23 protein-coding genes, 1 tRNA gene and 1 rRNA gene are annotated in these 23,539 nt (G+C 62.6%); 16 read left to right on the forward strand and 9 right to left on the reverse strand.

From position 1 onward, the window contains the following. Positions 1-127: 127 nt before the first annotated feature. A 5S ribosomal RNA gene (gene rrf / locus BR71_RS11895) occupies positions 128-242 on the forward strand. A gap of 112 nt (positions 243-354) precedes the next feature. On the opposite strand, the gene BR71_RS11900 is transcribed toward rrf, so the two are convergent. Then, positions 355-2,142 (reverse strand): sensor histidine kinase, encoded by a 1,788-nt coding sequence (locus BR71_RS11900; RefSeq protein WP_043637724.1) that lies wholly within the window; start codon positions 2,140-2,142, stop codon positions 355-357. A gap of 310 nt (positions 2,143-2,452) precedes the next feature. Next, on the reverse strand, positions 2,453-3,793 hold the full coding sequence (gene pssA / locus BR71_RS11905; RefSeq protein WP_043637518.1) for a CDP-diacylglycerol--serine O-phosphatidyltransferase: 1,341 nt from the start codon (positions 3,791-3,793) through the stop codon (positions 2,453-2,455). Between the two features lie 198 nt (positions 3,794-3,991). Here pssA and BR71_RS11910 point away from each other — a divergent pair, with 198 nt between their 5' ends. From BR71_RS11910 to BR71_RS11920, 3 genes are all read left to right on the forward strand, one after another. Then, entirely contained in the window at positions 3,992-4,519 is a 528-nt protein-coding gene (locus BR71_RS11910; protein ID WP_019103838.1) for an RNA pyrophosphohydrolase, read from the forward strand. A 117-nt stretch (positions 4,520-4,636) separates the two neighbouring features. After that, positions 4,637-6,601 (forward strand): DNA topoisomerase IV subunit B, encoded by a 1,965-nt coding sequence (parE, locus tag BR71_RS11915; RefSeq protein WP_019103837.1) that lies wholly within the window; start codon positions 4,637-4,639, stop codon positions 6,599-6,601. 117 nt (positions 6,602-6,718) lie between these two features. Next, entirely contained in the window at positions 6,719-7,435 is a 717-nt protein-coding gene (locus BR71_RS11920; RefSeq protein ID WP_043637522.1) for a substrate-binding periplasmic protein, read from the forward strand. A gap of 9 nt (positions 7,436-7,444) precedes the next feature. Here the strand turns inward: BR71_RS11920 and BR71_RS11925 are convergent, their stop codons facing one another. Continuing rightward, on the reverse strand, positions 7,445-8,044 hold the full coding sequence (locus tag BR71_RS11925) for a short chain dehydrogenase (protein WP_019103835.1): 600 nt from the start codon (positions 8,042-8,044) through the stop codon (positions 7,445-7,447). A gap of 107 nt (positions 8,045-8,151) precedes the next feature. Between BR71_RS11925 and BR71_RS11930 the strand changes: the two genes are divergently transcribed. From BR71_RS11930 to BR71_RS11945, 4 genes are all read left to right on the forward strand, one after another. After that, positions 8,152-9,030 carry a LysR family transcriptional regulator gene (locus tag BR71_RS11930; RefSeq protein WP_043637726.1) on the forward strand — a complete coding sequence of 293 codons (879 nt, stop codon included), beginning with the start codon at positions 8,152-8,154 and terminating at the stop codon, positions 9,028-9,030. Positions 9,031-9,125: 95 nt separating this feature from the next. Next, entirely contained in the window at positions 9,126-9,683 is a 558-nt protein-coding gene (locus BR71_RS11935) for a chromate transporter (protein WP_043637525.1), read from the forward strand. Next, complete coding sequence (locus BR71_RS11940) at positions 9,680-10,195, forward strand: chromate transporter (protein ID WP_043637529.1); 516 nt, start codon at positions 9,680-9,682, stop codon at positions 10,193-10,195. The genes BR71_RS11935 and BR71_RS11940 overlap by 4 nt, the downstream gene beginning before the upstream one ends. Positions 10,196-10,287: 92 nt before the next feature. After that, entirely contained in the window at positions 10,288-11,133 is an 846-nt protein-coding gene (locus tag BR71_RS11945; protein WP_043637534.1) for a substrate-binding periplasmic protein, read from the forward strand. Here BR71_RS11945 and BR71_RS11950 read toward each other — a convergent pair. Then, on the reverse strand, positions 11,121-11,801 hold the full coding sequence (locus tag BR71_RS11950) for a Dph6-related ATP pyrophosphatase (protein WP_043637537.1): 681 nt from the start codon (positions 11,799-11,801) through the stop codon (positions 11,121-11,123). The genes BR71_RS11945 and BR71_RS11950 overlap by 13 nt on opposite strands. Positions 11,802-11,910: 109 nt before the next feature. On the opposite strand from BR71_RS11950, the gene hemE reads away from it, so the two are divergent. The 8 genes from hemE to BR71_RS11990 all read left to right on the forward strand — a co-directional run bounded on the left by hemE (position 11,911) and on the right by BR71_RS11990 (position 19,760). Next, complete coding sequence (gene hemE, locus BR71_RS11955; protein ID WP_043637540.1) at positions 11,911-12,978, forward strand: uroporphyrinogen decarboxylase; 1,068 nt, start codon at positions 11,911-11,913, stop codon at positions 12,976-12,978. Between the two features lie 567 nt (positions 12,979-13,545). Beyond that, a complete protein-coding gene (locus BR71_RS11960) occupies positions 13,546-15,720 on the forward strand; it encodes a primosomal protein N' (RefSeq protein ID WP_043637545.1) in 2,175 nt (724 codons plus the stop codon). A gap of 16 nt (positions 15,721-15,736) precedes the next feature. Further along, positions 15,737-17,116: a D-alanyl-D-alanine carboxypeptidase/D-alanyl-D-alanine endopeptidase gene (dacB, locus tag BR71_RS11965; protein WP_244269619.1), complete on the forward strand. Its 1,380-nt coding sequence runs from the start codon at positions 15,737-15,739 to the stop codon at positions 17,114-17,116. A 98-nt stretch (positions 17,117-17,214) separates the two neighbouring features. Continuing rightward, positions 17,215-17,472, forward strand: a complete 258-nt coding sequence (grxC, locus tag BR71_RS11970; protein ID WP_043637552.1) for a glutaredoxin 3 — start codon at positions 17,215-17,217, stop codon at positions 17,470-17,472. A gap of 132 nt (positions 17,473-17,604) precedes the next feature. Further along, positions 17,605-18,057 (forward strand): protein-export chaperone SecB, encoded by a 453-nt coding sequence (gene secB / locus BR71_RS11975; protein ID WP_019101498.1) that lies wholly within the window; start codon positions 17,605-17,607, stop codon positions 18,055-18,057. A gap of 13 nt (positions 18,058-18,070) precedes the next feature. Next, positions 18,071-18,514, forward strand: a complete 444-nt coding sequence (locus BR71_RS11980; RefSeq protein WP_019101499.1) for an SH3 domain-containing protein — start codon at positions 18,071-18,073, stop codon at positions 18,512-18,514. Between the two features lie 9 nt (positions 18,515-18,523). Next, complete coding sequence (locus BR71_RS11985) at positions 18,524-19,528, forward strand: NAD(P)H-dependent glycerol-3-phosphate dehydrogenase (protein ID WP_043637555.1); 1,005 nt, start codon at positions 18,524-18,526, stop codon at positions 19,526-19,528. Positions 19,529-19,670: 142 nt separating this feature from the next. Continuing rightward, positions 19,671-19,760, forward strand: a tRNA-Ser gene (locus BR71_RS11990). A 138-nt stretch (positions 19,761-19,898) separates the two neighbouring features. Here BR71_RS11990 and BR71_RS24995 read toward each other — a convergent pair. From BR71_RS24995 to murI, 5 genes are all read right to left on the reverse strand, one after another. Further along, positions 19,899-20,171, reverse strand: a complete 273-nt coding sequence (locus tag BR71_RS24995) for a GNAT family N-acetyltransferase (RefSeq protein WP_341860351.1) — start codon at positions 20,169-20,171, stop codon at positions 19,899-19,901. Between the two features lie 275 nt (positions 20,172-20,446). After that, complete coding sequence (locus BR71_RS11995) at positions 20,447-21,679, reverse strand: dicarboxylate/amino acid:cation symporter (RefSeq protein ID WP_019103577.1); 1,233 nt, start codon at positions 21,677-21,679, stop codon at positions 20,447-20,449. Positions 21,680-22,032: 353 nt separating this feature from the next. Next, a complete protein-coding gene (locus tag BR71_RS12000; protein WP_043637558.1) occupies positions 22,033-22,311 on the reverse strand; it encodes a barstar family protein in 279 nt (92 codons plus the stop codon). Then, the gene (locus BR71_RS12005; protein WP_043637561.1) at positions 22,302-22,754 is read right to left on the reverse strand and encodes a ribonuclease domain-containing protein; all 453 of its coding nucleotides are present in this window, start codon (positions 22,752-22,754) and stop codon (positions 22,302-22,304) included. The genes BR71_RS12000 and BR71_RS12005 overlap by 10 nt, the downstream gene beginning before the upstream one ends. Further along, positions 22,751-23,533, reverse strand: a complete 783-nt coding sequence (murI, locus tag BR71_RS12010) for a glutamate racemase (RefSeq protein WP_043637563.1) — start codon at positions 23,531-23,533, stop codon at positions 22,751-22,753. The genes BR71_RS12005 and murI overlap by 4 nt, the downstream gene beginning before the upstream one ends. Positions 23,534-23,539 lie beyond the last annotated feature (6 nt).

The following is a 23,539-nucleotide window of genomic DNA, read 5'->3' on the forward strand; positions in this document are numbered from 1 at the left end:
ATCCTATCATTTGAGTGGCTTGGGAGACTGAGCGACGAAGTGTGGATGTGCGACACAATTGAATACCGAATATATGTGGGCTGATCAAAGATCAGCCCAGGCTTCTTCTAGTTTGTACCAGTTTATGTCTGGTGGCCATAGCGAGGTGGTCCCACGCCTTCCCATCCCGAACAGGACCGTGAAACGCCTTAGCGCCGATGATAGTGTGGCATTCGCCATGTGAAAGTAGGACACCGCCAGACGCCCGATTGCGAAGCCCAGCTCAGACGAGCTGGGCTTTTGCATTGGTGTTCAGATCTTGCCAAGCCTCCCCATGGGAGGCTTTCGCGCGTCTGGGACGGTCCGCCTTGCGGTTCAGTGTTGGTTGGGAGGGAAGCGGATGGTGAAGCTGGCGCCTTGTCCCGGTGCGCTGTCTAGCCGAATCTCGCCTTTCAGTATGGTGTGCACGATGTTGTGCACCATGGCGAGTCCCAGCCCCACGCCGCTCTGTCCCATTTGCGTGGTGAAGAAGGGGTCGAAAACCTTGTGTTGCAGCTCTGGCGCAATACCCTTGCCGTCGTCTGAATAGCGCAGCAGCAGCGTTTCTTGCTGCGCTTGCAACTGGATGTCTATGCGGCCGTGGTCGTGCTCGTTGAAGCCGTGGGCAAGACTGTTGGCGATGAGATGGGACAGCAGCTGTTCCAAAGCGCCCGGATAATTCTCGATCTGTAGATCATGAGGCGCGTCCAGTGTTAGCTGGATATCGGGATAGTGCTCCGGCGGAAGCAGGGCGCGGGTCAATTGGGCAATGGTTTGAGCGGGCTTGAACGCGCGCTTGGGTTGCTTGAGTTGATCGGAGGCAATCAGCTTGAAGCGGCTGATCAGATCCCCGGCCAGCTCGCTGTTTCTTTGCAACAATTCGCTGGTTTCGACCGCCTTGCGCAGAAAGGCTTGCAGATTGCCGCGCGAGAGTTGCTTGGCTTCGTCTGCGTGGATGATGGACGTGAGGTCCGCGTGCAATACGGAAGCGCTAAGCAGAATATTTCCTATCGGCGTGTTCAATTCATGCGCCATGCCGGCGACCATGCGGGCGAGCGCCGTCTGTTTTTCCGCAATGCTGATTTGCTGCATGGCCTGTTTGAGCTCGGCGCTTCGCTTGGCGACGCGGTCTTCCAAGTGGCTATTGAGCTGTTGCAGCTCGGATTCCGCCTGCTTGCGCTGGCTGATGTCAGAGTAGGTGCCTATCATGCGCGACGGCCGCCCCTGCTCGTCGCGGCTCACCACCATGCCGCGGCTCAACAGCCAGATCCAGCCGTGTTGTGTGCGGAAACGGTGCTCCGAGGTGAATGAGCCTTCTGCTTGGCGCCGATAGGCTGTGATGTCGGCCTTTACCGTCGGCAGGTCGTCGGGGTGGATGCCGGTGTGCCAGAGCTTGAACGCGCCGGTGTCTTTATCGTCCAGTCCCAGCAGTTGCCGACAGCGGGGGGAGAGAAAGACGGCGTCGCCGGCGATGTCCCAATCCCATACGCCGTCGCCGGCGCCTTCCAGTGCGAAGTGCCAGCGTTCCTCGCTTTCGCGCAAAGCCTGTAACGCTTTCCGCTCTCCGGCTCGCAGCGATTCGAATTCCCGCCTAACGCGTTCGGCCTCGTCCGCGCGCAGAATGGCGTCCTCTTGTTCCCTGGCCATGTCGTGGTAAACCTGATGCAGGTCGCGCTCCACCATGGAGCGGAACTGGCTGAGCAATTGCTTGTGGGTTGGGCTGTAGGGATTTTCCACGCGGTCCAGCACGCAAATGGTGCCGAAGATATCCTGATTGGGCCAGATAAGCGGCATGCCCAGATAAGAGATCATACCCAGCTTGATGTCAGGGTTGTGATCCCAGTCGGGGTCTTTCAAGGCGTTGGGCACCAGCAGTTCCTTGCGGCTGCTCATCACGGTTTCGCAATACAGGCCGGTGTCGAGGTCGGCCAGTTCGTTTTCTTCGTACGGGTTGCCTTGGCTATGGCTGGAGAGGAAGACTTTGATGCTAGGCGCCTGCTTCTGCATGATCAGCGCGGCGGGGATGTCTACGATCTTGGCCAGCAGATCCAGCACCTGCTGCCACTTTTCCGACAGCTCGTGGCTGATGCTCAGGTTTTGGGTGTTGATCTTGATGGCCGACATCTCGGGCTCCATGTTTTGCTAAGCGCTTTCATCTTTTTAGCATATGGGCCGATGCGGGCGGAAATGGCGGAGACGTTTGGAGCCTATTCGGGACGCGACGGTTTCGAAACGCTGATGCGCTTTTGCGCCTCCTGTTTTCTCCGCCGTCGCGCGGGGGGCTTCAGAACGTGTTTACGATCTAGCGAGCTAAGGTGAAACAAGGCGAAAACAGCTGAGAAAGCGGAGTGTACACACGGTACATGAGCATTTCGAAGCGGTTTTCAACGCGGTATCGCCGACGCGCAGCAGATCGTAAACAGGTTAAGAGCGTTTACAGCATCAGGTTGAGCATGCGGTCGATGCGCACGCGGCTCAGGCGGGTCAATAGTTTTTTGATTTGTTCGGGATAGGTTCGAACGTCTTCCAGTTCGCGGTAATGCAGCAACTGCCGGCTGTGACGCAAGATGTTTTCCTGCTCTTGCTGGTTCTGGTGTTTGAGTTCGGCGTTGGGGTCGCTGATCAGCAACGCATTCTCCATGTCCAGGCGGAAGGCGCGCGGATTGAGATTGTTGCCGGTCAGCAGCATGTAGCGCTGGTCGCTGAACATGCCTTTGAGGTGATAGGTGTTGTCGCCGTCTTTCCACTGATGCACCCGCAGCTGGCCGATGCCGATGTAGTGGCGTTGGCGCTTGGCGAAGCGGCGCAAGTTCATTTCGTAGAGATAGGGCAGCGCGCCGATGACGCGGAAGGGCTCGCTGGGCGGAATGTAGAAGTCATTGGCGGTTTTGTCGCCGACGACGATGTCTATTTGCACGCCGCGGCGCAGCGCCTTGCTGATGGCGAGCACCACCGGCCGCGGAAAATTGAAATAGGGTGTGCAGATGAACAGCGAACTGCGGGTGTTTGCAACCAGTTCCAGAATCACCCGGTTGAGCATATTCCCTTTGCCGATGCCGACAATCGGGCTGATGGCCAGTCCGTCTTCCGCGCCTGTCGGGTTTTCAATCCGGTATTGGCTATGGCTGATCTTATCGCGGAAGGCGCGGATTTCCTTGCGTATGCTGCGGGTGGCCGGCGCCGGTTTGTCCAGCCGGAATACCGCGGGATCGTTGAAGAACTGCTCGTGCATATAGCTGGACATCACATCCGTCAGCGCCTGATTGCGAATCAGGTGGTAGCGGTCGAAGCGGTACTTATCCAATTTGTGCAAGTAGACATTGTTGATGCTGGCGCCGCTGTACAGCACCTGGTCGTCAATGATCAGCCCTTTAAGATGCAGCACGCCAAACAGCTCGCGGGTTTGCACCGGGATGCCGTAAATGGGCACGTCAACGTTGTGCCGCAGCGCCTGAGCCCGATACCAGGCGGCGTTGCAGCTGTCCTGGCTTTCTCCGATGCGCCCGCGCTGGGCGCGGTGCCAGTCCACCATGACGCGGATATCCAGCTGCGGTTGCCGCTGTTTGGCGGCGAACAGCGCGTCCAGCACTTCCTGGCCGGCTTCGTCATGCTCCAGATAGAGCGCGGCGATATAGATGCGGTGCCGGGCCTGCGCGATCGCTTCCAGCAGGCAAAGGCGGAAGTCGGCGGTCTGGTGCAGGGTGGTGATGGCGTCGGCTTGCATGCGCAGCTTGGGAAGCTGAGCCAGCAACGATCTTTTTAGCAGAAATGCCATGTAAGCGTTGGGTTTGACGTTTAATCGTGGAATCGTAGCATCGTTTTCGCCTCTTGGGGGAGTCCGCGCCTGAGCAATCCTTGCGCCAGCGCAGTTCCGGACGAAGTCGAACCTTTGCGAGGCTGGCGATAGAGTCCATGGCAAGGCGGGGCGAAATGTGCAAAAATTCGTTCAACTAGATGAATTGCAGGTTTTCCAATGCTGGACCGGGACGGATACCGCCCCAATGTCGGAATCATCCTCATCAACGGTAAAAATGAGGTGTTCTGGGGCAAGCGAGTGCGGGAGCATTCCTGGCAGTTTCCGCAAGGCGGGATCAAGCCAGGCGAGAGTCCGGAAGCCGCGATGTATCGCGAGCTGCTGGAAGAGGTGGGTTTGCTGCCGCAACATGTGAAAATACTGGGACGCACCCGCGACTGGATGCGTTACGAGGTGCCGACCAACTGGGTGCGCCGGGAGTGGCGCGGCAGTTACAAGGGGCAGAAGCAGATTTGGTTTCTGCTGAAGCTGGTGGGGCGCGAGTGCGACGTTTGCCTGCGCGCCAGCAGCCACCCCGAGTTTGACGGCTGGCGCTGGAACGAATACTGGGCGCCGGTGGACGCGGTGATCGAGTTCAAGCGCGAGGTGTACGAGCGCGCGTTGGCCGAGCTGTCGCGCTTCCTGCGCGGAGTGGAAAGCAGGGAGGCCTATCTGGCTCGCCTTGGCCGCGCTCAGGAGCCGCATTGACGCGGCGCCGTCCGCGCGCCTCGAAGCGACACGGCGGGCATGGCCCGCTGTCTTTTTTTGCGCCGTGGCCGTTGGCCGCGGCGTTTGGCGTAATTTGCTGAGCAACAAGATTCAAACATGACGCAACAATACGATGAGTCGTCGGTACGGGTGCTGAAAGGCTTGGAGCCGGTCAAGGAACGGCCGGGGATGTACACCCGCACCACCGATCCCACCCATATTTGCCAGGAAGTGATAGACAACGCCGCTGATGAGGCCTTGGGGGGCTTCGCGCGCAAGATCGCGGTGACGGTGCATCAGGATGGCTCCTTGTCGGTGGAGGACGATGGCCGCGGCATTCCGGTGGGCCTGCATCCGCAAGAAGGCGTGCCGGTGGTGGAACTGGTGTTCACCCGGTTGCACGCAGGCGGCAAGTTCAATAAGAAAGACGGCGGCGCCTACGCTTTTTCCGGGGGCCTGCACGGGGTTGGCGTGTCGGTAACCAATGCGCTGTCCACCCGGCTGGAGGTGGAGGTCAAGCGCGAAGGCGGCGTGCACCGTCTGGTGTTTTCCGGCGGCGACGTCATTGAGCCGTTGACTCGGGTGGGGGATTGCGGACCGCGCACCAGCGGCACTCGGGTCAGGGTCTGGCCCGACGGCAAGTATTTTGAAAGCCCGCGTTACTCCTTGCCGGAGCTGGAGCGCCTGCTGCGCGCCAAGGCGGTGCTGCTGCCCGGCGTGGCGGTCACCCTGGTAGTGGAGCGTCCCAGCGGCGACGAGGTCAAGGTCTGGCAATATCCGGAGGGCTTGAAGAGCTATCTGGCCGAGCTGTGCAACGGCGACGAGCCGGTGGCGCCCTTGTTTGCCGGAGAGGCGTATATCGGCGACGATCACGAGCAGTTCGCCAAGGGCGAGGGCGTACAGTGGGCGATGGCCTGGTTCGAGGATGGCGCCAGCGGCGAGAGCTACGTCAACTTGATTCCGACGCCGGTGGGCGGCACTCATGAAGCTGGTTTGCGTGCCGGCGTGTTCGACGCGGTAAAGAGTTTCATCGATCACCACAACCTATTGCCGCGCGGCGTCAAGCTGATGGCGGAGGATGTGTGGAGCCGAGTGCGCTTCGTATTGTCCGCCCGGGTGCTGGACCCGCAGTTTCAGGGGCAGACCAAGGACAAGCTGACCAGCCGCGACGCTCTGAAGCTGATTTCCGGCCTGGCGCGCGATCCGGTGGAGCTGTGGCTGAACCAGAACGTGGAGTCCGGCAAGAAGATTGCCGAACTGGCCATCCGCCAGGCGCAGTCGCGTCTGAAGTCGGTGAAGAAGGTTGAAAAGAAAAAAGGCTCCGGCGTGGCGGTGCTGCCCGGCAAACTGACCGATTGCGAGAGCGAGGATATCGATCGCAACGAGCTGTTCCTGGTGGAGGGCGATTCCGCCGGCGGTTCCGCCAAGCTGGCGCGAGACAAGGAATACCAGGCCATCTTGCCCCTGCGCGGAAAGGTGCTCAATAGCTGGGAAACCGATAAGGACCAGCTGTTCTCCAATGCCGAGATTCACGACATTTCGGTGGCCATCGGGGTGGATCCGCACGGGCCCAGCGACCACCCGGACTTGTCCGGCCAGCGCTACGGCAAGATCGCCATCCTGTCCGACGCGGACGTGGACGGTTCTCATATCCAGGTGCTCTTGCTGACGTTGTTCTTCCGCCATTTCCCGCGTTTGATCGAGAACGGCAATATCTATGTGGCTCAGCCGCCGCTGTTCCGCGTGGACGTGCCCGGCCAGGGCAAGCATCGTCCGCCGCGCAAGCTGTACGCCTTGGACGAAGGAGAGATGACCGCCATCCTTGACCGGCTGCGCAGCGAAGGCGTGCGAGAGAACGCCTGGAGCATTTCCCGCTTCAAGGGCCTGGGCGAGATGAACCCGGAGCAGTTGAAGGACACCACGATGAATCCAGATACCCGCCGTTTATCCCAAGTGCGGGTGCGCACCGGCGAGCTGGAGCAGACGTTGTCCACTTTCGTCATGCTGATGGGCAAAGGGGAAGCGTCCAGCCGCCGCAGCTGGATGGAAGCCAATGGCAACGCGGTAGAGGCCGATATCTGAGCGACCGCGCCGGTTGTTCTCAAAGGACGGAAAGCCCCTGCAAGCCTTGCTTGCGGGGGCTTTTCCATTGCGGGCTATAGTGAGGCTAGGCGTGATGTCTCAATCAAGGGGAATGGCATGGCCAAACGATGGCGGGGACTGTTGGCGGGGTGGCTGGCGCTGCCTGCGCTGGCGGCCGGCTACCACTCCTCCAGTCAGGATATTGGGCCCTGGGGCGACGGCGCTAGTCAGGACGGCCTGGCGCCTCGTTTCATCCGGTTTGTGGCGAAGCAGGCGGGGCTGGCGCTGACTCAGGATGTCCGGCCGTTGCCGCGCGCGATAGAGGAGCTGAGAAATGGGCGAAACGCGCTGGCGCTGGTGACCGCTTCGCCGGAGCGAGCACGCTTCGCCGTGGAGCTGTGCAGGCCGGTGTCGATCCGCATTTCCGTGCTCTACCATCGTCGCGGCCAAGTATCGCCCATAGGTCCGCAGTGGTTCCGCCTGCGCAGCCTGGGCATTCTGCGCGGCACCCACACCCTGGACGGCTTTGTCGCCGAAAGCGGGGCGACGCCGGTGGAGGTATCGGACATGCCGCAGGGGTTTCGCATGCTGCAAGCCGGCAGGCTGGACGCAATGATGTGCGTGCGTCCAGGCTGCGGCCACGCGCTGAGGCAGATGGGCGAGAGCCTGCCCAATCTGGCCGAATACGTGCACGGCGACGAGCCAATGGCGCTCTACGTATCCAAACGCAGCGAGCTGGCGCGCGACGCCGTCATGCTGGGCAAATTGAAGACGGCTTGTCTGTCCGCCGCGGGCAAGCGCGAGATGGCCGGCTTGATGACGATTTACGATTGAGGCGGGGGCTTACCAGACGCGCAGCGTTTGACCGGTCTGCACGCCTTCCACGCTGCGGACATAGGCTAGGGCCGCGCGTGCCGCTGGCACCGCTTCGAAGCCGGGGAAAAAGTCCCGGTACTGCTCCCAGGATTCCTGCAACACGTTGGGGCTGACCACATTGATGCGGCGTCCGCCGTCCAGCTCCGCCGCCGCGCCGCGCACAAAGCCCTCCAATGCGGAGTTCACGGCGCTGGCGTTGCTGCCGAAGCGGATGGGCTGTTCGCTGACGATGCCGCTGGTCAGGGTGATGGAGCCGCCGGCGTTCAGATAGTGTTGGCCGATCAGCGCCAACTCCACCTGGCCCATCAGCTTGTCGTTGAGGCCGATGCGAAATTGTTCGGCGTTCATCTCCGCCAAGGGGCCGAAGTGCAGCTTGCCGGCGGCGCTGATGATGGCGTCCACCCCGCCGATGCGTTCGAATAACGCGCGGATGCTGTCGCCATTGGTCAGGTCCACCAGCACATCACCGCGGCGGCTGCCCGCTTTGATGACTTGATGGTGGGACAGCGCCTGGCTGACGGCCTGGCCCAGAGTGCCGTGGGCGCCGACGATGAGAATCTTTTTCATGGGAAATCTCCCGGACAAGTGTTAAGACCCGCTCATTCTGCTCCCGCGCGGAGCATTGATTAATCCGCTAAGATGAACAAGATTGAAAACCATAGGTTATGAATGGCATGGATCGCCTTTTGAGCATGGAGCTGTTCGTGGCGGTGGTGGAGCGAGGCAGTTTCACCGCGGCGGCCGAGGCGCATGGCTTGTCCCAACCCATGGTGGGCAAGCATATCGCCAGCCTGGAACAGCGGCTGGGCGGCCGCTTGCTGGCGCGCACCACCCGCCGCCAGCAATTGACCGAGCTGGGCCTGCATTACTTTCAACGCTGCCAGTCCATTCTGGCGGAAATTCGCGCGGCGGAAAGCGGCGCCGAGTTGATGAGCGGCGCGCCGCGCGGCGTGCTGCGCGTCAATGCCTCTGTGACCTTTGGTTCGCTGCGGCTGGCGGGCTTGTTGGCAGAGTTCATGCAAGCGTATCCGGATATCACGGTGGACCTGACTTTGTCGGACGAACTGGTCGACTTGGTGGCCGACGGTTACGACGCCGCCTTCCGCATCGGCCGGCTGCCCGATTCGGGCTTGGTGGCCCGGCCTCTGCAGCCCTACCGGATGATGGTGGCGGCGGCGCCGGCCTATTTGGCGCGCAAAGGCGTGCCGCGCGCGCCGGAAGATCTGGCCGAGCATGATTGCCTGGGTTTTTCCCTGTGGCGCAAGGACGATGGCTGGGAGTTGCTGGGGGCCGGCGAGTGGGGGCGGGCCAGCCGCTTCCAGTCCAATCATGGTCAGGCCTTGCGCATGGTGGCGCTGGCCGGCGGCGGCGTCGTGCTGCAAGCCGAGGCGCTGTTGGGCGACGATGTGGCTTCCGGCCGGCTGGTGGAGGTGTTGCCGGGTTGTTTGCCGCCGCCCAAGCCCATGCATTTGATTTATCTGCCGGATCGCCAGCCTTTGCCCAAGCTTCGGGTGTTCATAGACTTCATTCTGGAGCGCTTGGGCGCGCTGTGAGTTTTATTGACAGGGCCTGTCAGCGATTTTCGTTTGAGCTGCGGCGCGCATCGGCGTAGCGTGAACGCATGGATGATTTGGAGAGAGGAAAGGGCATGGAACCGGATTTGCGGGCGCCCAGCCGGCGCGATTTGTTCGCCGGCTTTTTCTCTATCGGGCTGACCGGTTTCGGCGGCGTATTGCCGCAGGCGCACCGGATGATGGTGTTGCGCCGCCGCTGGCTGAGCGAGGCCGACTTCGCTGTGGTGCTGGGCCTGGGCCAAGTGTTGCCGGGGCCCAATATCGTCAATGTCGCGGTGGCGGTGGGCAGCCGCTTCCACGGCGTGAGCGGAGCCTTGGCCTCCATCGCCGGTTTGTTGCTGGCGCCCATGGTCATCGTACTGTTGTTGGCGTCCTTCTACGGCCATTACCGGCAGCTGCCGCTGGTGCAGAATGTGTTGCATGGTTTGGCTTCCGCCGCCGCCGGCCTGATCGCGGCGATGGGGCTGCGCTTGCTGGCGCGCATTGAGCGCAAGCTGTGGTGCGTGCTGGTGGCGGCGTTGACCTTCTGTGCGCTAGGCGTCCTGCAATTGCCCCTGCTGTGGTCGCTGGCGCTGTTGGCCCCCATTGCCATCGGGCTGGCCTGGCGAGACAGGCCGAAGGAGGACTCATGATTCTGCTGGTGCTGTTATGGCAGTTCTCCCTGCTGTCGCTGGTGGCGGTGGGCGGCGCCAATGTGCTGATTCCCGAGTTGCAGCGGCTGGTCATGGAACAGGGCTGGATGAGCGGGCGGGAGTTCGCCGCGTTGTTCGCCATCGCGCAGGCCGCGCCCGGCCCCAATGTGCTGGTAGTCTGTCTGATCGGCTGGCAAGTGGCCGGGGTGCCGGGCGCACTGGTCAGCATGGTGGGCATCTGCGGCCCGTCGTCGGTACTGAGTTTTTACGTGGCGCGCTGGTGGCAACGCTATCAGCAGGCGCCGTTGACCCGGGCGATCCAGCGCGGGCTGGCGCCGCTGACCATAGGCCTGGTGGCCGCCAGCGCCTGTTTGTTAAGTCAGGCGGCCAATGCCAGCGTAGGCGCCTGGTTGTTGTGCGGCGCGGTGGCGCTAGCGGCGTGGCGCACTACGCTCAACCCCCTGTGGCTATTGTCGGCCGGCGCTTTGCTTGGCGGTTTGGGTCTGCTGTAGGATGGCGCTCAAAGTCTCGCTTTAGTTCGCGAGATTGTGAACAGGCTCTACGCGGCGGCCATAATGAACAGGGTGTTCTCGGGAGGGCGCGCATGATGCGAATCTTGATGCTGCTGCTGTGCGTTCTGGCGCTGCCGGCGCTGGGGCAAACTTTGTCGATCCGCTACGCGCTGGTGTCCGGAGAGCAAGACCCGCATCTGCCTTATATGCAGGCCTTGCTGCAACTGGCGTGCAGTGAGGTCAAAATCAGTTGCGAACTGAGCAGCGCACTGGACATGAATCAGGGGAGGGCGCTGGAGCAGATGGCGCACGGCAATGCCAGCGTGGATCTTTTCTGGGGCATGAGCAGCCGCGAGCGCGAACAGAAGGCCCTGCCGGTGCGCATCCCTTTGTACAAGGGCTTGATTGGCTGGCGCGTGCCGCTGGTATCGCAAAAGCGCGGCCGGTTGTTTGAGAAGGTCTTCACATTAGCGGATTTGAAGGCGTTGACCGCAGGTCAAGGGCAGGATTGGCCGGATACGCAGATTCTGCGCGACGCGGGCTTGCCGGTGGTGGCGAGCCCCCTGTATCTGCCGCTGTTCGCCATGTTGCGCCAGGGGCGCTTCGACTATTTTCCGCGCAGCGTGATCGAGGTGGGGCAGGAGCTGGAGTCAGACGTCGCCAAGGGCCTGACACTGGATCCTTTCATTGTGTTGCACTATCCGGCGGTCTTTTATTTCTTTGTGTCGCCGCGCCGGCCGGAGCTGGCCCGGGCTCTGACTCAGGGCCTGGAAGCCGCCGTTAAGGATGGTAGCTTCGACAAGTTGTTCATGCGCTTCAACGGGCCTCGCCTGCGGGCCTTGAACCTGGCGCAGCGGCGCATTATAGAACTGCCCAATCCCTTGTTGCCCAAGGAGACGCCGCTGAAGCGGAAGGAGCTGTGGTTCTATCCGCGTTGAGTGTCCAGCGGCAGCAGATCGGTAAAGACAAAGCCGTCCCGCTCCACCGTTTCGCCCACTGCATGCGGCACCGGTCGCAGGAACATCGGGCCGTCCCAGGCGAAGGAGTGGAACTCGCCGTATTCGCCGCAAGGGTCGGCATCCGGCGGCAGCGCGTCCAGCAAAGCCTGGCCAAACTCGCTGCCGGCCAGGCCGCGCGGCAGCTTGCGCGGGTCCAGGCAGGTCAGCCTGGCTTTGAGCCCGCCGCGCAGCATGGTTTGCGCCAGTTCCGCGGTGGACAGGCCCCATAACGGGAATAGCGGCGCAATGCCGCTGCCGGCCAGGCTCTGCTCTCGGTAGACGCGCACATCTTCCAGAAATAGATCGCCAAAGGCCATATGGCTGACGCCGTCGGCGCGGCAGGCGCTGACAAAGTCCGCCATCCGGCTGGCGTAGTCCTCGTTGCTGCAAGGGTAGGGGATGCTTACCTGGCGCAGCGGCAAGCCCAGCGCCGCCGCCTGCGCCTGCAGCAGCTCCACCCGCACCGCGTGCATGGCCACGCGCTGGAAAGCCTGGTTGACGGTGGTGAACAGTCCGACGACTTCAACGTCGGGATCCCGGCGCAGCACATGCAGCGCCCAAGCGCTGTCCTTGCCGCTGCTCCAGGACAAGAGAACGGTTTTCTTCATGGCGCACAGCTTAGCCGCGCGGAGGCCAGCCGCCAAGCGGGGGGACTGGGCCGGGGGACTCGGGTATAATGACGGTCTATTTTTTTCGCCTCTCAGGACTGATTGCCGCATGACCCAGCTCAAGAACGATACCTTCCTGCGCGCGCTGCTTGGCCAGCCCGTCGAATACACCCCGATCTGGATGATGCGCCAGGCCGGCCGCTATTTGCCGGAGTACCGCGCCACTCGCAGCCGAGCCGGCAGTTTCATGGGGTTATGCACCAGTCCCGACTATGCCACCGAGGTGACGTTGCAGCCGCTGGAGCGTTTCCCGCTGGACGCCGCCATCCTGTTTTCCGACATCCTGACCGTGCCGGACGCCATGGGCCTGGGCCTGTACTTCGCGGAAGGCGAGGGGCCTAAGTTCGAGCGTCCGCTGCGCGACGAGGCCGCCATCCGCGCGCTGACGGTGCCGGCGCTGGACAAGCTGGGCTACGTCTTCGACGCGGTGTCCAGCATCCGCAAGGCGCTGGATGGCCGCGTGCCGCTGATCGGCTTCTCCGGCAGCCCGTTCACCTTGGCCTGCTACATGATAGAGGGCGGAGGCTCCGACGATTTCCGTCACGTTAAAGCCATGCTTTACAGCCGCCCTGAGTTGCTGCATCACATCCTGGATGTGAACGCCCGCACCGTGATCGATTACCTGAACGCACAGATCGACGCCGGCGCGCAGGCGGTGCAGATCTTCGACACCTGGGGCGGCGCGCTGACCCAGGCGGCCTATCGCGAGTTCTCGCTGGCCTATATGCGTCAAATTGTCGCCGGCCTGAAGCGCGAGGCCGACGGCCGCCGCGTGCCGGTGATCGTGTTCACCAAGGGCGGCGGCCAGTGGCTGGAGGAAATCGCGGCCATCGGCGCCGACTGCGTGGGGTTGGACTGGACCACGGACCTGGGCGCCGCGCGCGCGCGGGTGGGCGGCAAGGTGGCCTTGCAGGGCAACTTCGACCCCAACGCCTTGTTCGCGGAGCCGGCCGCCATTGAGCGCGAAGTGGCCCGCATCCTGGCCAGCTACGGAGCCGGCAGCGGCCATGTATTCAACCTGGGTCACGGCATCTCGCAACACGTCAAGCCGGAGCACGCAGGAGCCTTGGTGGAGGCGGTGCATCGTTTGTCCCGTCCCTACCACTCCGCGGGCTGATCAACCGGTTTTAAGTTCAATGGCATGTTTCTGTCGGTCCGACGGAATCCCCTTTGACGAATGCACCAAGTTGGCGCTGGCCGGCGGGCATTAAAGCCGGCTTTATCAGTGTCTAAATCCGGTATCAAGTTGTTGTTAGCGGGGCCTGCGGAAAAGGATTTGTTTTTTCAACAGAAAACTTAACTTTTCCCTTGGGGCCTTTCGCGCGTCGTCAGGGTATCCTAACTTGTCCGGCCAAGGACTCTCCTCTGGCCGGATTGTATTTTTACACTGAGATGAATAAGGATATTGACAAGGCGAACCATAGTTGTTCTCTGAGTTATGCACATTTGCTAGTCAGAGTTCGGGCCCTTGTCAAGCCGATTGCTCATGTTTTTTTGATCAATTTAAGTCTTTGAAAATAAAGAGAAAAATAATTGATTAATTTTTGCGCAATCTAACGGAAACGCTGATCTGAGGCCGTTTCAACCTCGGACCGGCAGCTTGTTCACAAAGTTATCCACAGCATCTGTGCACAGAGGCCGCAAAGCCTTGTCACAACAGCATTTGTCTTCGGGGGCGCACCGGATGGGGCAGCAAAGCATCGTACAAGTGGCCGTGGATGTGCCGCTGCCAGGTACGTTCAGTTACCTGACCCAGTTGTCTGTCATGGCCGGGCAAAGAGTAGCGGTTTCCTTTGGGCCCCGCCGGCTGTGTGGCGTGGTTGTCACGGACATACCTCAACAGGGTATCGATCCCGCCAAGCTCAAGCCGGTGGAGTCGGTTCTGTCCGGGCTGCCCCCGCTGCCGGAAGACTTTATGTCCCTGGTGCGCTTCGCCGCGGATTATTACCATCATCCCTTGGGACAGGCGCTGTTCACCGCTCTGCCCACCGGGCTGCGGGAGCCCCGCGACATCGTTTTGCCGGATGAGCGCCCGTACGCGCTGACGCCGCAAGGCGAGGCGGAGGCGCCGCCGGCTCGCCAGCGCGCGCGGCTGGCGCTGTGGCAGGCTTTGCAGGACGGGGCATTGACGCTGGCCGCGGCCAAGGCGGTGACGCCGCAGGCCGGCAAGGTGTTGGCGGATTGGCTGGTGGACAACAAGGTCCGCCGCGTGGAGCCGGAGCCCGTTCCTTTGCGAGTGGCGGGCAGCCCTGAGCTGAACGAAGAGCAGCAAGCCGCGCTGGACGCTTTGCGCGGCCAAGCCGGATACCAGCCCTGGCTGCTGCACGGCATTACCGGCAGCGGCAAGACCGAAGTTTATCTGCGGCTGATCGCCGATCATCTGGCCACCGGCCGCCAAGTGTTGGTGCTGGTGCCGGAAATCAACCTGACCCCGCAGTTGATCACGCGCTTCACCCAACGCTTTCCGGACAGCCGCATCGCGGTGCAGCACAGCCATCTGGCCGACGGCGAGCGCCTGAGGGGCTGGCTGGACGGCTGGCAGGGGCGAGCCGACGTGATGATAGGCACCCGCTTGTCGGTATTTACCCCGCTGCCGCGCCTGGGGCTGATCGTGGTGGACGAAGAGCACGACGGCTCATTCAAGCAACAGGACGGTTTGCGCTACCATGCGCGCGATCTGGCGATCTGGCGCGCGCGCCAGGCTGGCGTGCCCATTCTGCTGGGGTCGGCCACCCCCAGCCTGGAGACCGTGGCCAATGTCGAGGCTGGCCGCTATCGTCGCCTGTCGCTGAGCCGGCGGGCGCACGGCGCGGCGCGGTTGCCGGATGTGAGACTGGTCGACGTGAGGCGGCAAAAACTGGCGGAAGGCTTGTCCGAGCCAGTGATTCAGGCGTTACGCCAGCGCCTGGCGCGCGGCGAGATGAGCTTGGTGTTCATCAACCGCCGTGGCTTCGCGCCGGTGGTGGCCTGCACCGATTGCGGCTGGACCAGCGGCTGCCCGCGCTGTTCCGCCAAGCTTGTGGTGCACTTGTTGGAGCGCAAGCTGCGTTGCCACCATTGCGGTTGGGAAGAGGCGGTGCCGCGCGCCTGCCCGGATTGCGGCAATCCCGACATCAAACCGCTGGGGGAGGGCACACAGCGGCTGGAGTCCGCGCTGACGCGTTTGTTTCCCGAGGCGCGCATCCTGCGCATAGACCGCGACACCACCAGCCGCAAGGAGGCGTGGGACGAGATCTATCGCAAGGTCCATGCCGGCGAGGTGGACATGCTGGTGGGCACCCAGATGCTGGCCAAGGGCCACGACTTTGGCACTTTGTCGCTGGTGGTGGCGCTGGGCGCGGACGGCGGCTTGTATTCCGCGGATTTCCGTGCTTCCGAACGGCTGTTCGCGCAACTGATGCAAGTGGCGGGCCGGGCTGGCCGCGCCGAGGCCGCCGGCGAGGTGCTGATCCAGACCCAGTGGCCGGATCATGAGCTATACCAAGCGCTGACGCGTCACGATTTCGACGGCTATGCCAAGGCCCTGTTGGACGAGCGACGCATCGCCGGCTTTCCGCCCTGCGCCTACCAGGCGCTGCTGCGCGCCGACAGCCCCAGCCTGGAATTGGCCACCGCCTTTCTGGCCGAGGTGCGGCGGCTGGCCGAGCCGCTGGCCGAGCAGGTGTTGATCGCCGGCCCGGCGCCGGCGCTGATGGCGCGATTGGCCAATCGCGAACGCGCACAGCTGGTGCTGGAGTCGCCGCAACGGCAGGCGCTGCACGGATTTTTGAATCAATTGCTGCCGCAGGTGGAAGCGGCGGCCAAACGCCATGGACGCGGCCTGCGCTGGTCGCTGGACGTGGATCCACAAGACATGTGATCGCCCAATGAAAGCAATGAAGAAACAAATCCTGATGGCGGCTTGTCTGCTGTTGCCGGCGTTGCCGGCCCGCGCGTTGGACCTGCACGGCCTCAAGCCGGAGGAAGTGGCCGTCTGGGCCGCGCCGGTGGAAAGCGGCAAGGAGCTGGCCGGCCATCGCGCGGACAGCGCGGTCAATCCGGCCTCCACCATGAAGCTGATCACTAGTTGGAGCGCGCTGAACCTGCTCAAGCCCGGCTACCGCTGGCACACCGGGCTGTGGTCCGCCGCGCCGGTGCGCGACGGCGCGCTGCAAGGCGATCTTTACTGGCTGGGCGCCGGCGATCCGCGTTTCAACAACGATAGCCTGCTTAATCTGCTATACGGTCTGCGGCTGCGTGGCGTGCAACGGATAGACGGCAAGCTGGTGTTGGACAAGAGCGCGTTCAAGGGCGTGTCCAGCGCTCACGACTTCGACGAAGACGCCGGCCGCGCCTTCACCGTGGAGCCGGACAGCCACCTGACCAACCTGAAAGTGGCTTGGCTCAACTTTTACGTCGACGCCGGCGGCGCGCGCGTGGCGCTGGACCCGCCGTTGGCAGGCGTCAGCGTCAACGCCAAGCTTCAGGCCGGCGGTCAGGGCGGCCCGAATGACTGTTCCGATGTGCGCCGCTACGTCAGCATCGCCAACGACATGCGTTCCGTCACGGTCAGCGGTACTTTGCCGCCCAGCTGCGACGGCGTCAAAACCTTCGTCAACGTGCTGGACCACGACGCTTTCGCCAGCCAGGACTTCGCTGCCCTATGGCAGGCGCTGGGCGGAGCCGGACCCAAGGGTGCGGGGTTGGGGCGGGTGCCGGCCGGCGCGCGCGAACTAGCCGGCCACGACTCGCAGCCGCTGACCGTGGCGATCAGCGACATCAACAAATACAGCAACAACACCATGGCGCGCACCCTGTTCCTGACCTTGGGCAAGGAGGGCGGCGGTGAGGATACCCGCGCCAACGCCGAGCACGCAGTGCGGCGCCTACTGGCGGCCAACGGCATTTCCGATGAAACGCTGGTGTTGGAAAACGGTTCCGGCCTGTCGCGCCGCGAGCGGGTGAGCGCGCGGCTGATGGGGCGGGTGCTGCTCAACGCCGCGCGCGGGCCCTACGCCAGCGAATTCCTGGCCAGCCTGCCCATCGCCGGCGAGGACGGCACCTTGCGCAAGCGCTTCGCCGAGCAAGGCCCGCGGCTGCGGATGAAGACCGGCACCTTGAAGGACGTGAAGGCTCTGGCCGGCTACTGGCTGGGCGCGGACGGCCGCCGGCTGGCGCTGGTGGTGATCGTCAACAGCCCGCGCGCGCCGGAGATGGGCAAGGCGATGGACCAGATCGTCGCCGATCTGATCGACCGCTTCGAGGCCTCCAAGTAAGAACATGGCGGATTGACGGTTTCGGCGCGCGCGGCGGCGGTATAATATCGGGCTTTGCGCGCTCCTTGCCGGAGCGCCCGATTTCGCGAAAGCCATCGATGAAACCCGTAACCATGTATACCACCGCGGTGTGCCCCTACTGCATCCGCGCCAAGCAAATCCTCGCCGCCAAAGGCGTGGCCGACATCAAGGAAATCCGCATTGATCTGGACCCGGTCGAGCGCGACAAGATGATGGATCTGACCGGCCGCCGCACCGTGCCGCAGATCTTCATCGGCGACACCCATGTCGGCGGCTGCGACGACCTGGTGGCGTTGAACCAGGCCGGCAAGTTGGAGCTGCTGCTGGGCGATTGAGCCGTTTTGCCCGCGATCAAAGCCCTCGTTTGCGGGCGGTTGGCCCTGAACCGCTTTCGTGCGATGATGCAGGCCTGTTTTAACCATTCCCAAACCGGCCGCTTGCGAGCGGCCTCCGTGTGAGACAAAGAGATGAGCGAACAACAAGAGCTGCAGCCGGCGTTTTCCATCGAGAAAATCTATGTGAAGGACATGTCCCTGGAAGTGCCTAACGCGCCGCAGGTATTCCTGGAGCAAGAACAGCCGGAAATTGACATGCAGCTGGCCAGCGAAGGCAAGCAGCTGGACGACGGTTTCTACGAAGTGACCCTGACCGTGACCGTAACCGCCAAGCTGCCGGAAAAAACCATGTTCCTGTGCGAAGTGGGTCAGTCCGGCATCTTCCAGATCCGCAACGTGCCGGCCGAAGACATCGATCCCATCCTGGGCGTGGCTTGCCCCAACATCCTGTTCCCGTACGCGCGCGAAGCCGTGTCCAGCGTGGTGAACCGCGCGGGCTTCCCGCCGGTGCTGTTGTCCCCGATCAACTTCGAAGCCCTGTACATGCAGCAACGCGCGCAACAGGCCGAAGCCGGCAACGCCTGAGGCGACGCAATCAATGAAACGCCTCGTATATCCGCTGGCGCTGAGCCTGGGCCTGTTGGCTCACAGCGCCGCCGCACTTGAGTTTCGCTCAGTGAAGGAAACCGGCGTGGCGCTGTACGAGGCGCCGGCGCTCACCTCGAAGAAACTGTTCGTGGTGAGCCGCTACTACCCGGTGGAAGTGCTGAGCAGTCAGAAAGAATGGTCGCGCGTGCGCGACGCCACCGGCGGCATCGCCTGGATCCCGGCCGCCGCGTTGTCCAAACAGCGCTGGCTGTTGATCACCGCCGACAAGGCGGAAGTGCGCGCCGCGCCGGCCAACGATGCCCCGCTGGCCTACACCGTGCCCAAGGACGGCGTGGTGGAGCTGCAAGAGCCGCCCAAGGGCGGTTGGGTCAAAGTCCGCCACCGCGACGGCAGCATCGGCTATGCTCGTATTACCGACCTCTGGGGCTTGTAAAGGCTACGCATGAAACTGGCCATCCTGGGCGCTGGCGCGTGGGGCACCGCCCTGGCCATCGCCTTCGCCCGTCACCATCAAGTCACGCTCTGGGCGCGCGACGCCAATCAGGTGGCCGAATTGGCCGCCAAGCGCGTTAACCAACGCTATCTTCCCGATTGCCCGTTTCCGGATGCGCTCAAGCTGTCCGCGGAACTGCCGCGCGCTATCCAGGACGCCGAACTCATTCTCATCGTCACGCCGATGGCCGGTTTGCGGCCCACGCTGCGGGCGTTGACCGCGCTGTCTTCGCACCTGCCGCCGCTGCTGTGGGCCTGCAAGGGCTTTGAGGCCGGCTCCAGCTTGCTGCCGCACCAAGTGGTGGCGGAAGAACTGCCGGCCAACCACCGCTGCGGCGTGTTGTCCGGACCCAGCTTCGCCCGTGAAGTGGCGCAGGGCTTGCCGGCGGCGGCGGCCGTCGCTTCCGATGACGAAGCCTTCGCCCGGCAAGTGGCGCGAGATCTGCACAGCCCGCTGCTGCGGCTCTACGCCAACGCTGACCTGGTGGGCGTGGAAGTGGGCGGCGCGGTCAAGAACGTGATGGCCATTGCCACCGGCGTGGCGGACGGCCTGGAATACGGTATGAACGCCCGCGCCGCGCTGATCACTCGCGGCCTGGCCGAGATCACCCGCCTGGCCACCGCGTTGGGCGCCAGCCAGCAGACCATGATGGGCCTGGCCGGCATGGGCGATCTGATTCTCACCTGCACCGGAGCGCTGTCCCGCAACCGTCAGGTAGGGCTGAAGCTGGCCGAGGGCAAGCCTTTGCAGCAAGCGCTGCAAGAGTTGGGCCACGTGGCCGAAGGCGTAGCCACCGCTCGCGAAGTGCTGACCATGGCTGAACGGCTGGAAGTAGACATGCCGATCACCGCCGCGGTTTGCGGTTTGCTCTACCAGGGGCACGACCCGCAGCGGGTGGTGCAGGAGTTGCTGAGCCGCTCCCCCAAGTCGGAGGCTGGCGATCTGCTGCATTGAAGCCTCTGCCATCTGCCGGCGTTGCCGGCTGAATGAAAAAACGGACCGTTGCTCGGAAAAGAGCGGTCCGTTTTTTATGGCTAGCTGTGACAAGGCTATTGACAGCTAAACCCGGGCCCAATAGAATGCCCCACTCTGAGTCGGAGAGGTGGCAGAGTGGTCGAATGTACCTGACTCGAAATCAGGCGTACGTGCGAGCGTACCGAGGGTTCGAATCCCTCCCTCTCCGCCAGAACCAGACATTGAAGCCCTGAGCAATCAGGGCTTTTTTGTTTTGTTCTTCCGCCCCTCCACCTGTTTGCGCTGACCATTGCAGCCTTCTTCTCCCGGCCGCTGGCAAAGCGGTAATGGCTATCGAACGGCCCCTGGCTCAACAAGATAAAACCGTGATGAAACGATTGGCCTTACTATTTCGCAAGGCGGTGACCCGTGCCGCCAAACGTAGCGAGGCCGCGCGCTCCAACACCCACCGCAGCACCAAGGCGCCGACTTTTTTACCCTGATGCTCAGGCTGCACATAGAGATGATCTAAACGCATCTCCCCCTCTTGCTCCTGAAAAACGATAAACCCAGCCGCTGCTCGGTATCGACAATAAAGGAGGGCGGGGTCTGGACCGGCTACCCAGCCATGTGCCACTCTCACAGATCCCTCTCGGCAACCACAAACCAGACCCTAATCCAGATCCATCCAAGCCACCAACGGCATCTTGCTTGACCCGCTATCCCAATCAGTAACGATCGCCGCGTCTTGCCTCATTCTGCGGCATTTGCGTGTGGCAGCTATGCGCGATCGGTGCAAGGACCACGGTAGCCGCCGCATGACAAGTCGGCTTTACACGAACAACAGGGCTGAGTCATTTCTCGCCGCCATAAAAAACGCCGCCCGGAGGGCGGCGCGTTCAACGGAGCAGGCGGTGCTCAATGTTTTTTCAACTCGCCTTCCCACTTGGCCACCACCGCGGTAGCGATGGAGTTGCCCACCACGTTGGTGGCGGAGCGGCCCATGTCCAGGAAGTGGTCGATGCCCAGCAACAGCAGCAGGCCGGCTTCCGGAATATTGAATTGAGCCAGGGTGGCGGCGATCACCACCAGCGAGGCGCGCGGCACGCCGGCCATGCCCTTGGAGGTGAGCATCAGAATCAGCAGCATGGAGATTTCCTGCGCCAGCGTCAGATCGATGCCGTAAGCCTGGGCAATGAAGATGACGGCGAAGGTGCAGTACATCATCGAGCCGTCCAGGTTGAAGGAGTAGCCCATCGGCAGCACGAAGCTGGCGATCTTGTTGGAGCAGCCGAAGCGCTCCAGCTGTTCCAGGGTCTTGGGGTAGGCGGCTTCGGAACTGGCGGTGGTGAAGGAGAGCAGCAGCGGCTCGCGCATCATGCCCATCAGCTTTAGCACGCGCGGGCCGATGAACATCGCGCCAGCCAGGATCAGCAGGCCCCACAGGATGCCGATGGACAGGTAGAACTCCGCCATGAACTTGCCGTAGGTGGCGAGGATGCTCAGGCCTTCCTTGGCCACGGTGGCGGCGATGGCGCCGAACACGGCCAACGGCGCGAACAGCATCACGTAGCTGGTCACTTTCAGCATCACGTGAGCCACCACGTCAATGGTGTCGATCAGCAGTTTGGCGCGGTCGCCCAAAGCCGCCATCGCGCAGCCGAAGAACACCGAGAACACCACGATCTGCAGAATTTCGTTGGTGGCCATCGCTTCAAACACGCTCTTGGGGATGGCGTGGGTGACGAAGTCCTTCACCGACAGCGCGCCGGCCTGGATGCCGCTGGTGGCGTGGGTATCCGGCAGGGGCAGGTTGAGCGCCACGCCCGGCTTGAGCAAGTTGACCATGATCAGGCCCAGGGTCAGGGACATCAGCGAAGCGCTGATGAACCAGAGCATGGTCTTGCCGCCGATGCGGCCCACGGTCTTGGCGTCTCCCATTTTGGCGATGCCCACGATCAGGGTGGACACCACCAAGGGCGCGATGATCATCTTGATTAGGCGCAGGAAGATGTCGGTCAGGATGGAGATATTGCTTGCGAAGGCTTTGATGTCGGCTTCGCTAGCGGCATTCTCGCGATAGAGATAGCCGGTAATGATGCCCAGCACCAGGCCGATCAGGATCAGCCCTGTGAGTTTTTTCGACTGCATTGAGAAGTTCCTACCTGTATTTGAGAGCGTTTTGATAACAACACGGCAAGTTCGCAATGAAACAATGCCGGCGCCGGTCCGGTGGAGGGAGCAGCCGCTTCGTGTGTGTCAAGGTTGCCGATGTAGTGGCCTGCCTACGTTATTGTTGTTTGATTTTATTGGCATTGCTGCCAGTTGTAGGACAGTTGTTGACCTATTTAGGGGTGGGATTATAGTGAATTAGCGAACGCTTGTCTTTGTTGTATTTCGAGTCTTGAATTTCGTGGCTGAGTATGTGTTGCGGAAACGAATGATGATGAGCTTGCCATTGGGATGGGGCCGCCCCCGGCGCCTTGCGGCGGCGGCCTGATGCGTCAGTGGTGGATGTCCAGCGTGACATCGCCGCGCTCTTCGGCCACGGTTTCCAGAATTTCCAGGATGGTGGTGTAAAGGTCCACGCCCAGCGCCTTGCGCGCTTCCTCCGTTTCGCGCCATACGATCTCGAACGGCCCCGCCACGTCTTTGGCCAGGCTGTCGTAAAGCGCGTCCAGATTGCGGCCGAAATGCGCCGGCAAAAGCAGTTGCCGGCTTAGTTCGTCAAACAACTGGTCCAGATTTTTGATGTGGTGCAGTTCGCAAACTTTTACTGGCATGGTGGCACCTCGATGAAGCGGTTGTAGTGGTCCACGGTGACGAAACGCTGGCTGGAACCGGAGAACACGATGCGGTAAGCACCGCGCTTGCCCCCTTTATAGTTCAAGTCGGCTTCCTGCCATTGCCCTTTGGGCAGGCGTTTTTCGTAATTGCCGAAGCGGTCGCCTCCTATCGATTTGCCATTGAGGCCGGGCACGCTCCACAGGCTGCGGCCGGGTTGCCAGCCGGCGTTTTTCGCTTGGCGTTTATTGATGAATTGCGGAGGCAGCTGGCCGTTCTTGCCCAGTTGACTTAGCACCGCGCTCAGTTCGTTCTGGTTGAGCCGGTTGCCGGTTTGCTGATTGACTTGGGCCGCTACTAGCGAGCATTGGGGCAAGGCCCAGGCAGCGGGGGCGGCGATCAGACAGGCCAGCGCCAGCAGGCGCGATAGACGTGGAATCATTGAGCTTGCTCCAGGGGCAGGGATTCAACCGGATAGTCGGCGCCGATCAGCAGCGGCAGGATGCGACGCATGCCGGCGTTGTCGGCGTCGGTGGTGATGAAGCGGTAGGCCGGAGCGGCGGCGGGCGCGGTGTCCGGCAGCAGCGAGGCCACGCGCCGGGCAATGGCTTCGGCCGGATCGTACAAAGCGATGCCGTCGCCGGTGAGTTCGCGGATCAGCGGCTCCAAAAACGGATAATGGGTGCAGCCCAGCGCGATGTGGTCGATGTTTTCGCCAAGTAGCGGCCGCACTACGTCCGCCACCAGTTCGCGCGTGCGCGGGCTGTCCAGTTCGCCGGCCTCCACCTGTTCCACCCAGCCCGCGCCCACGCGGCGCAGCACTTCAACGTGGCCTGCGTGGGTGTCCAGCAGTTTGCGCACCCGCTCGCTTTGCAGCGTGGCCTGAGTGGCCAGCACTGCGATGCGGCCGGTGCGGCTCATGGCCGCCGCCGGCTTGATCGCCGGTTCTATGCCCACCAGCGGGATGGAGAGTTCGCGGCGCATGGCGGCGATGCCGGCGGTGGTGGCGGTGTTGCAGGCCACCACCAGCAGGGTGGCGCCTTGTTCTTGCAGGTAGCGGCCCATCCTGACACTGCGCTCGGCGATGTCGCTGTGGCTGCGTTGGCCGTAGGGGCAGTAGGCCTGGTCGGCCAGATAGGTGATGCCCCAGCCGGGCAGCGCGGCGCGCACGGCCTTCCATACCGAAAGGCCGCCGAGGCCGGAGTCGAACATCGCGATCATGATGCG

This window comes from Chromobacterium haemolyticum DSM 19808 (genome assembly GCF_000711885.1).
Taxonomy (GTDB): Bacteria; Pseudomonadota; Gammaproteobacteria; order Burkholderiales; family Chromobacteriaceae; genus Chromobacterium; species Chromobacterium haemolyticum.

What these genes read in the sequence shown, in the direction of transcription:
- BR71_RS11980 (WP_019101499.1), top strand. Translation starts at nt 18,071, where the DNA reads ATGAAACGCCTCGTATATCCGCTGGCGCTGAGCCTGGGCCTGTTGGCT.
- BR71_RS12000 (WP_043637558.1), bottom strand. Translation starts at nt 22,311, where the DNA reads ATGCCAGTAAAAGTTTGCGAACTGCACCACATCAAAAATCTGGACCAG.
- BR71_RS11940 (WP_043637529.1), top strand. Translation starts at nt 9,680, where the DNA reads ATGATTCTGCTGGTGCTGTTATGGCAGTTCTCCCTGCTGTCGCTGGTG.
- BR71_RS11985 (WP_043637555.1), top strand. Translation starts at nt 18,524, where the DNA reads ATGAAACTGGCCATCCTGGGCGCTGGCGCGTGGGGCACCGCCCTGGCC.
- BR71_RS12005 (WP_043637561.1), bottom strand. Translation starts at nt 22,754, where the DNA reads ATGATTCCACGTCTATCGCGCCTGCTGGCGCTGGCCTGTCTGATCGCC.
- BR71_RS11930 (WP_043637726.1), top strand. Translation starts at nt 8,152, where the DNA reads ATGGATCGCCTTTTGAGCATGGAGCTGTTCGTGGCGGTGGTGGAGCGA.
- grxC (WP_043637552.1), top strand. Translation starts at nt 17,215, where the DNA reads ATGAAACCCGTAACCATGTATACCACCGCGGTGTGCCCCTACTGCATC.
- secB (WP_019101498.1), top strand. Translation starts at nt 17,605, where the DNA reads ATGAGCGAACAACAAGAGCTGCAGCCGGCGTTTTCCATCGAGAAAATC.
- BR71_RS11935 (WP_043637525.1), top strand. Translation starts at nt 9,126, where the DNA reads ATGGAACCGGATTTGCGGGCGCCCAGCCGGCGCGATTTGTTCGCCGGC.
- BR71_RS11925 (WP_019103835.1), bottom strand. Translation starts at nt 8,044, where the DNA reads ATGAAAAAGATTCTCATCGTCGGCGCCCACGGCACTCTGGGCCAGGCC.
- dacB (WP_244269619.1), top strand. Translation starts at nt 15,737, where the DNA reads ATGAAGAAACAAATCCTGATGGCGGCTTGTCTGCTGTTGCCGGCGTTG.
- parE (WP_019103837.1), top strand. Translation starts at nt 4,637, where the DNA reads ATGACGCAACAATACGATGAGTCGTCGGTACGGGTGCTGAAAGGCTTG.
- hemE (WP_043637540.1), top strand. Translation starts at nt 11,911, where the DNA reads ATGACCCAGCTCAAGAACGATACCTTCCTGCGCGCGCTGCTTGGCCAG.
- BR71_RS11960 (WP_043637545.1), top strand. Translation starts at nt 13,546, where the DNA reads ATGGGGCAGCAAAGCATCGTACAAGTGGCCGTGGATGTGCCGCTGCCA.
- BR71_RS11945 (WP_043637534.1), top strand. Translation starts at nt 10,288, where the DNA reads ATGATGCGAATCTTGATGCTGCTGCTGTGCGTTCTGGCGCTGCCGGCG.
- murI (WP_043637563.1), bottom strand. Translation starts at nt 23,533, where the DNA reads ATGATCGCGATGTTCGACTCCGGCCTCGGCGGCCTTTCGGTATGGAAG.
- BR71_RS11995 (WP_019103577.1), bottom strand. Translation starts at nt 21,679, where the DNA reads ATGCAGTCGAAAAAACTCACAGGGCTGATCCTGATCGGCCTGGTGCTG.
- BR71_RS11950 (WP_043637537.1), bottom strand. Translation starts at nt 11,801, where the DNA reads ATGAAGAAAACCGTTCTCTTGTCCTGGAGCAGCGGCAAGGACAGCGCT.
- BR71_RS11900 (WP_043637724.1), bottom strand. Translation starts at nt 2,142, where the DNA reads ATGTCGGCCATCAAGATCAACACCCAAAACCTGAGCATCAGCCACGAG.
- BR71_RS11910 (WP_019103838.1), top strand. Translation starts at nt 3,992, where the DNA reads ATGCTGGACCGGGACGGATACCGCCCCAATGTCGGAATCATCCTCATC.
- BR71_RS11920 (WP_043637522.1), top strand. Translation starts at nt 6,719, where the DNA reads ATGGCCAAACGATGGCGGGGACTGTTGGCGGGGTGGCTGGCGCTGCCT.
- pssA (WP_043637518.1), bottom strand. Translation starts at nt 3,793, where the DNA reads ATGGCATTTCTGCTAAAAAGATCGTTGCTGGCTCAGCTTCCCAAGCTG.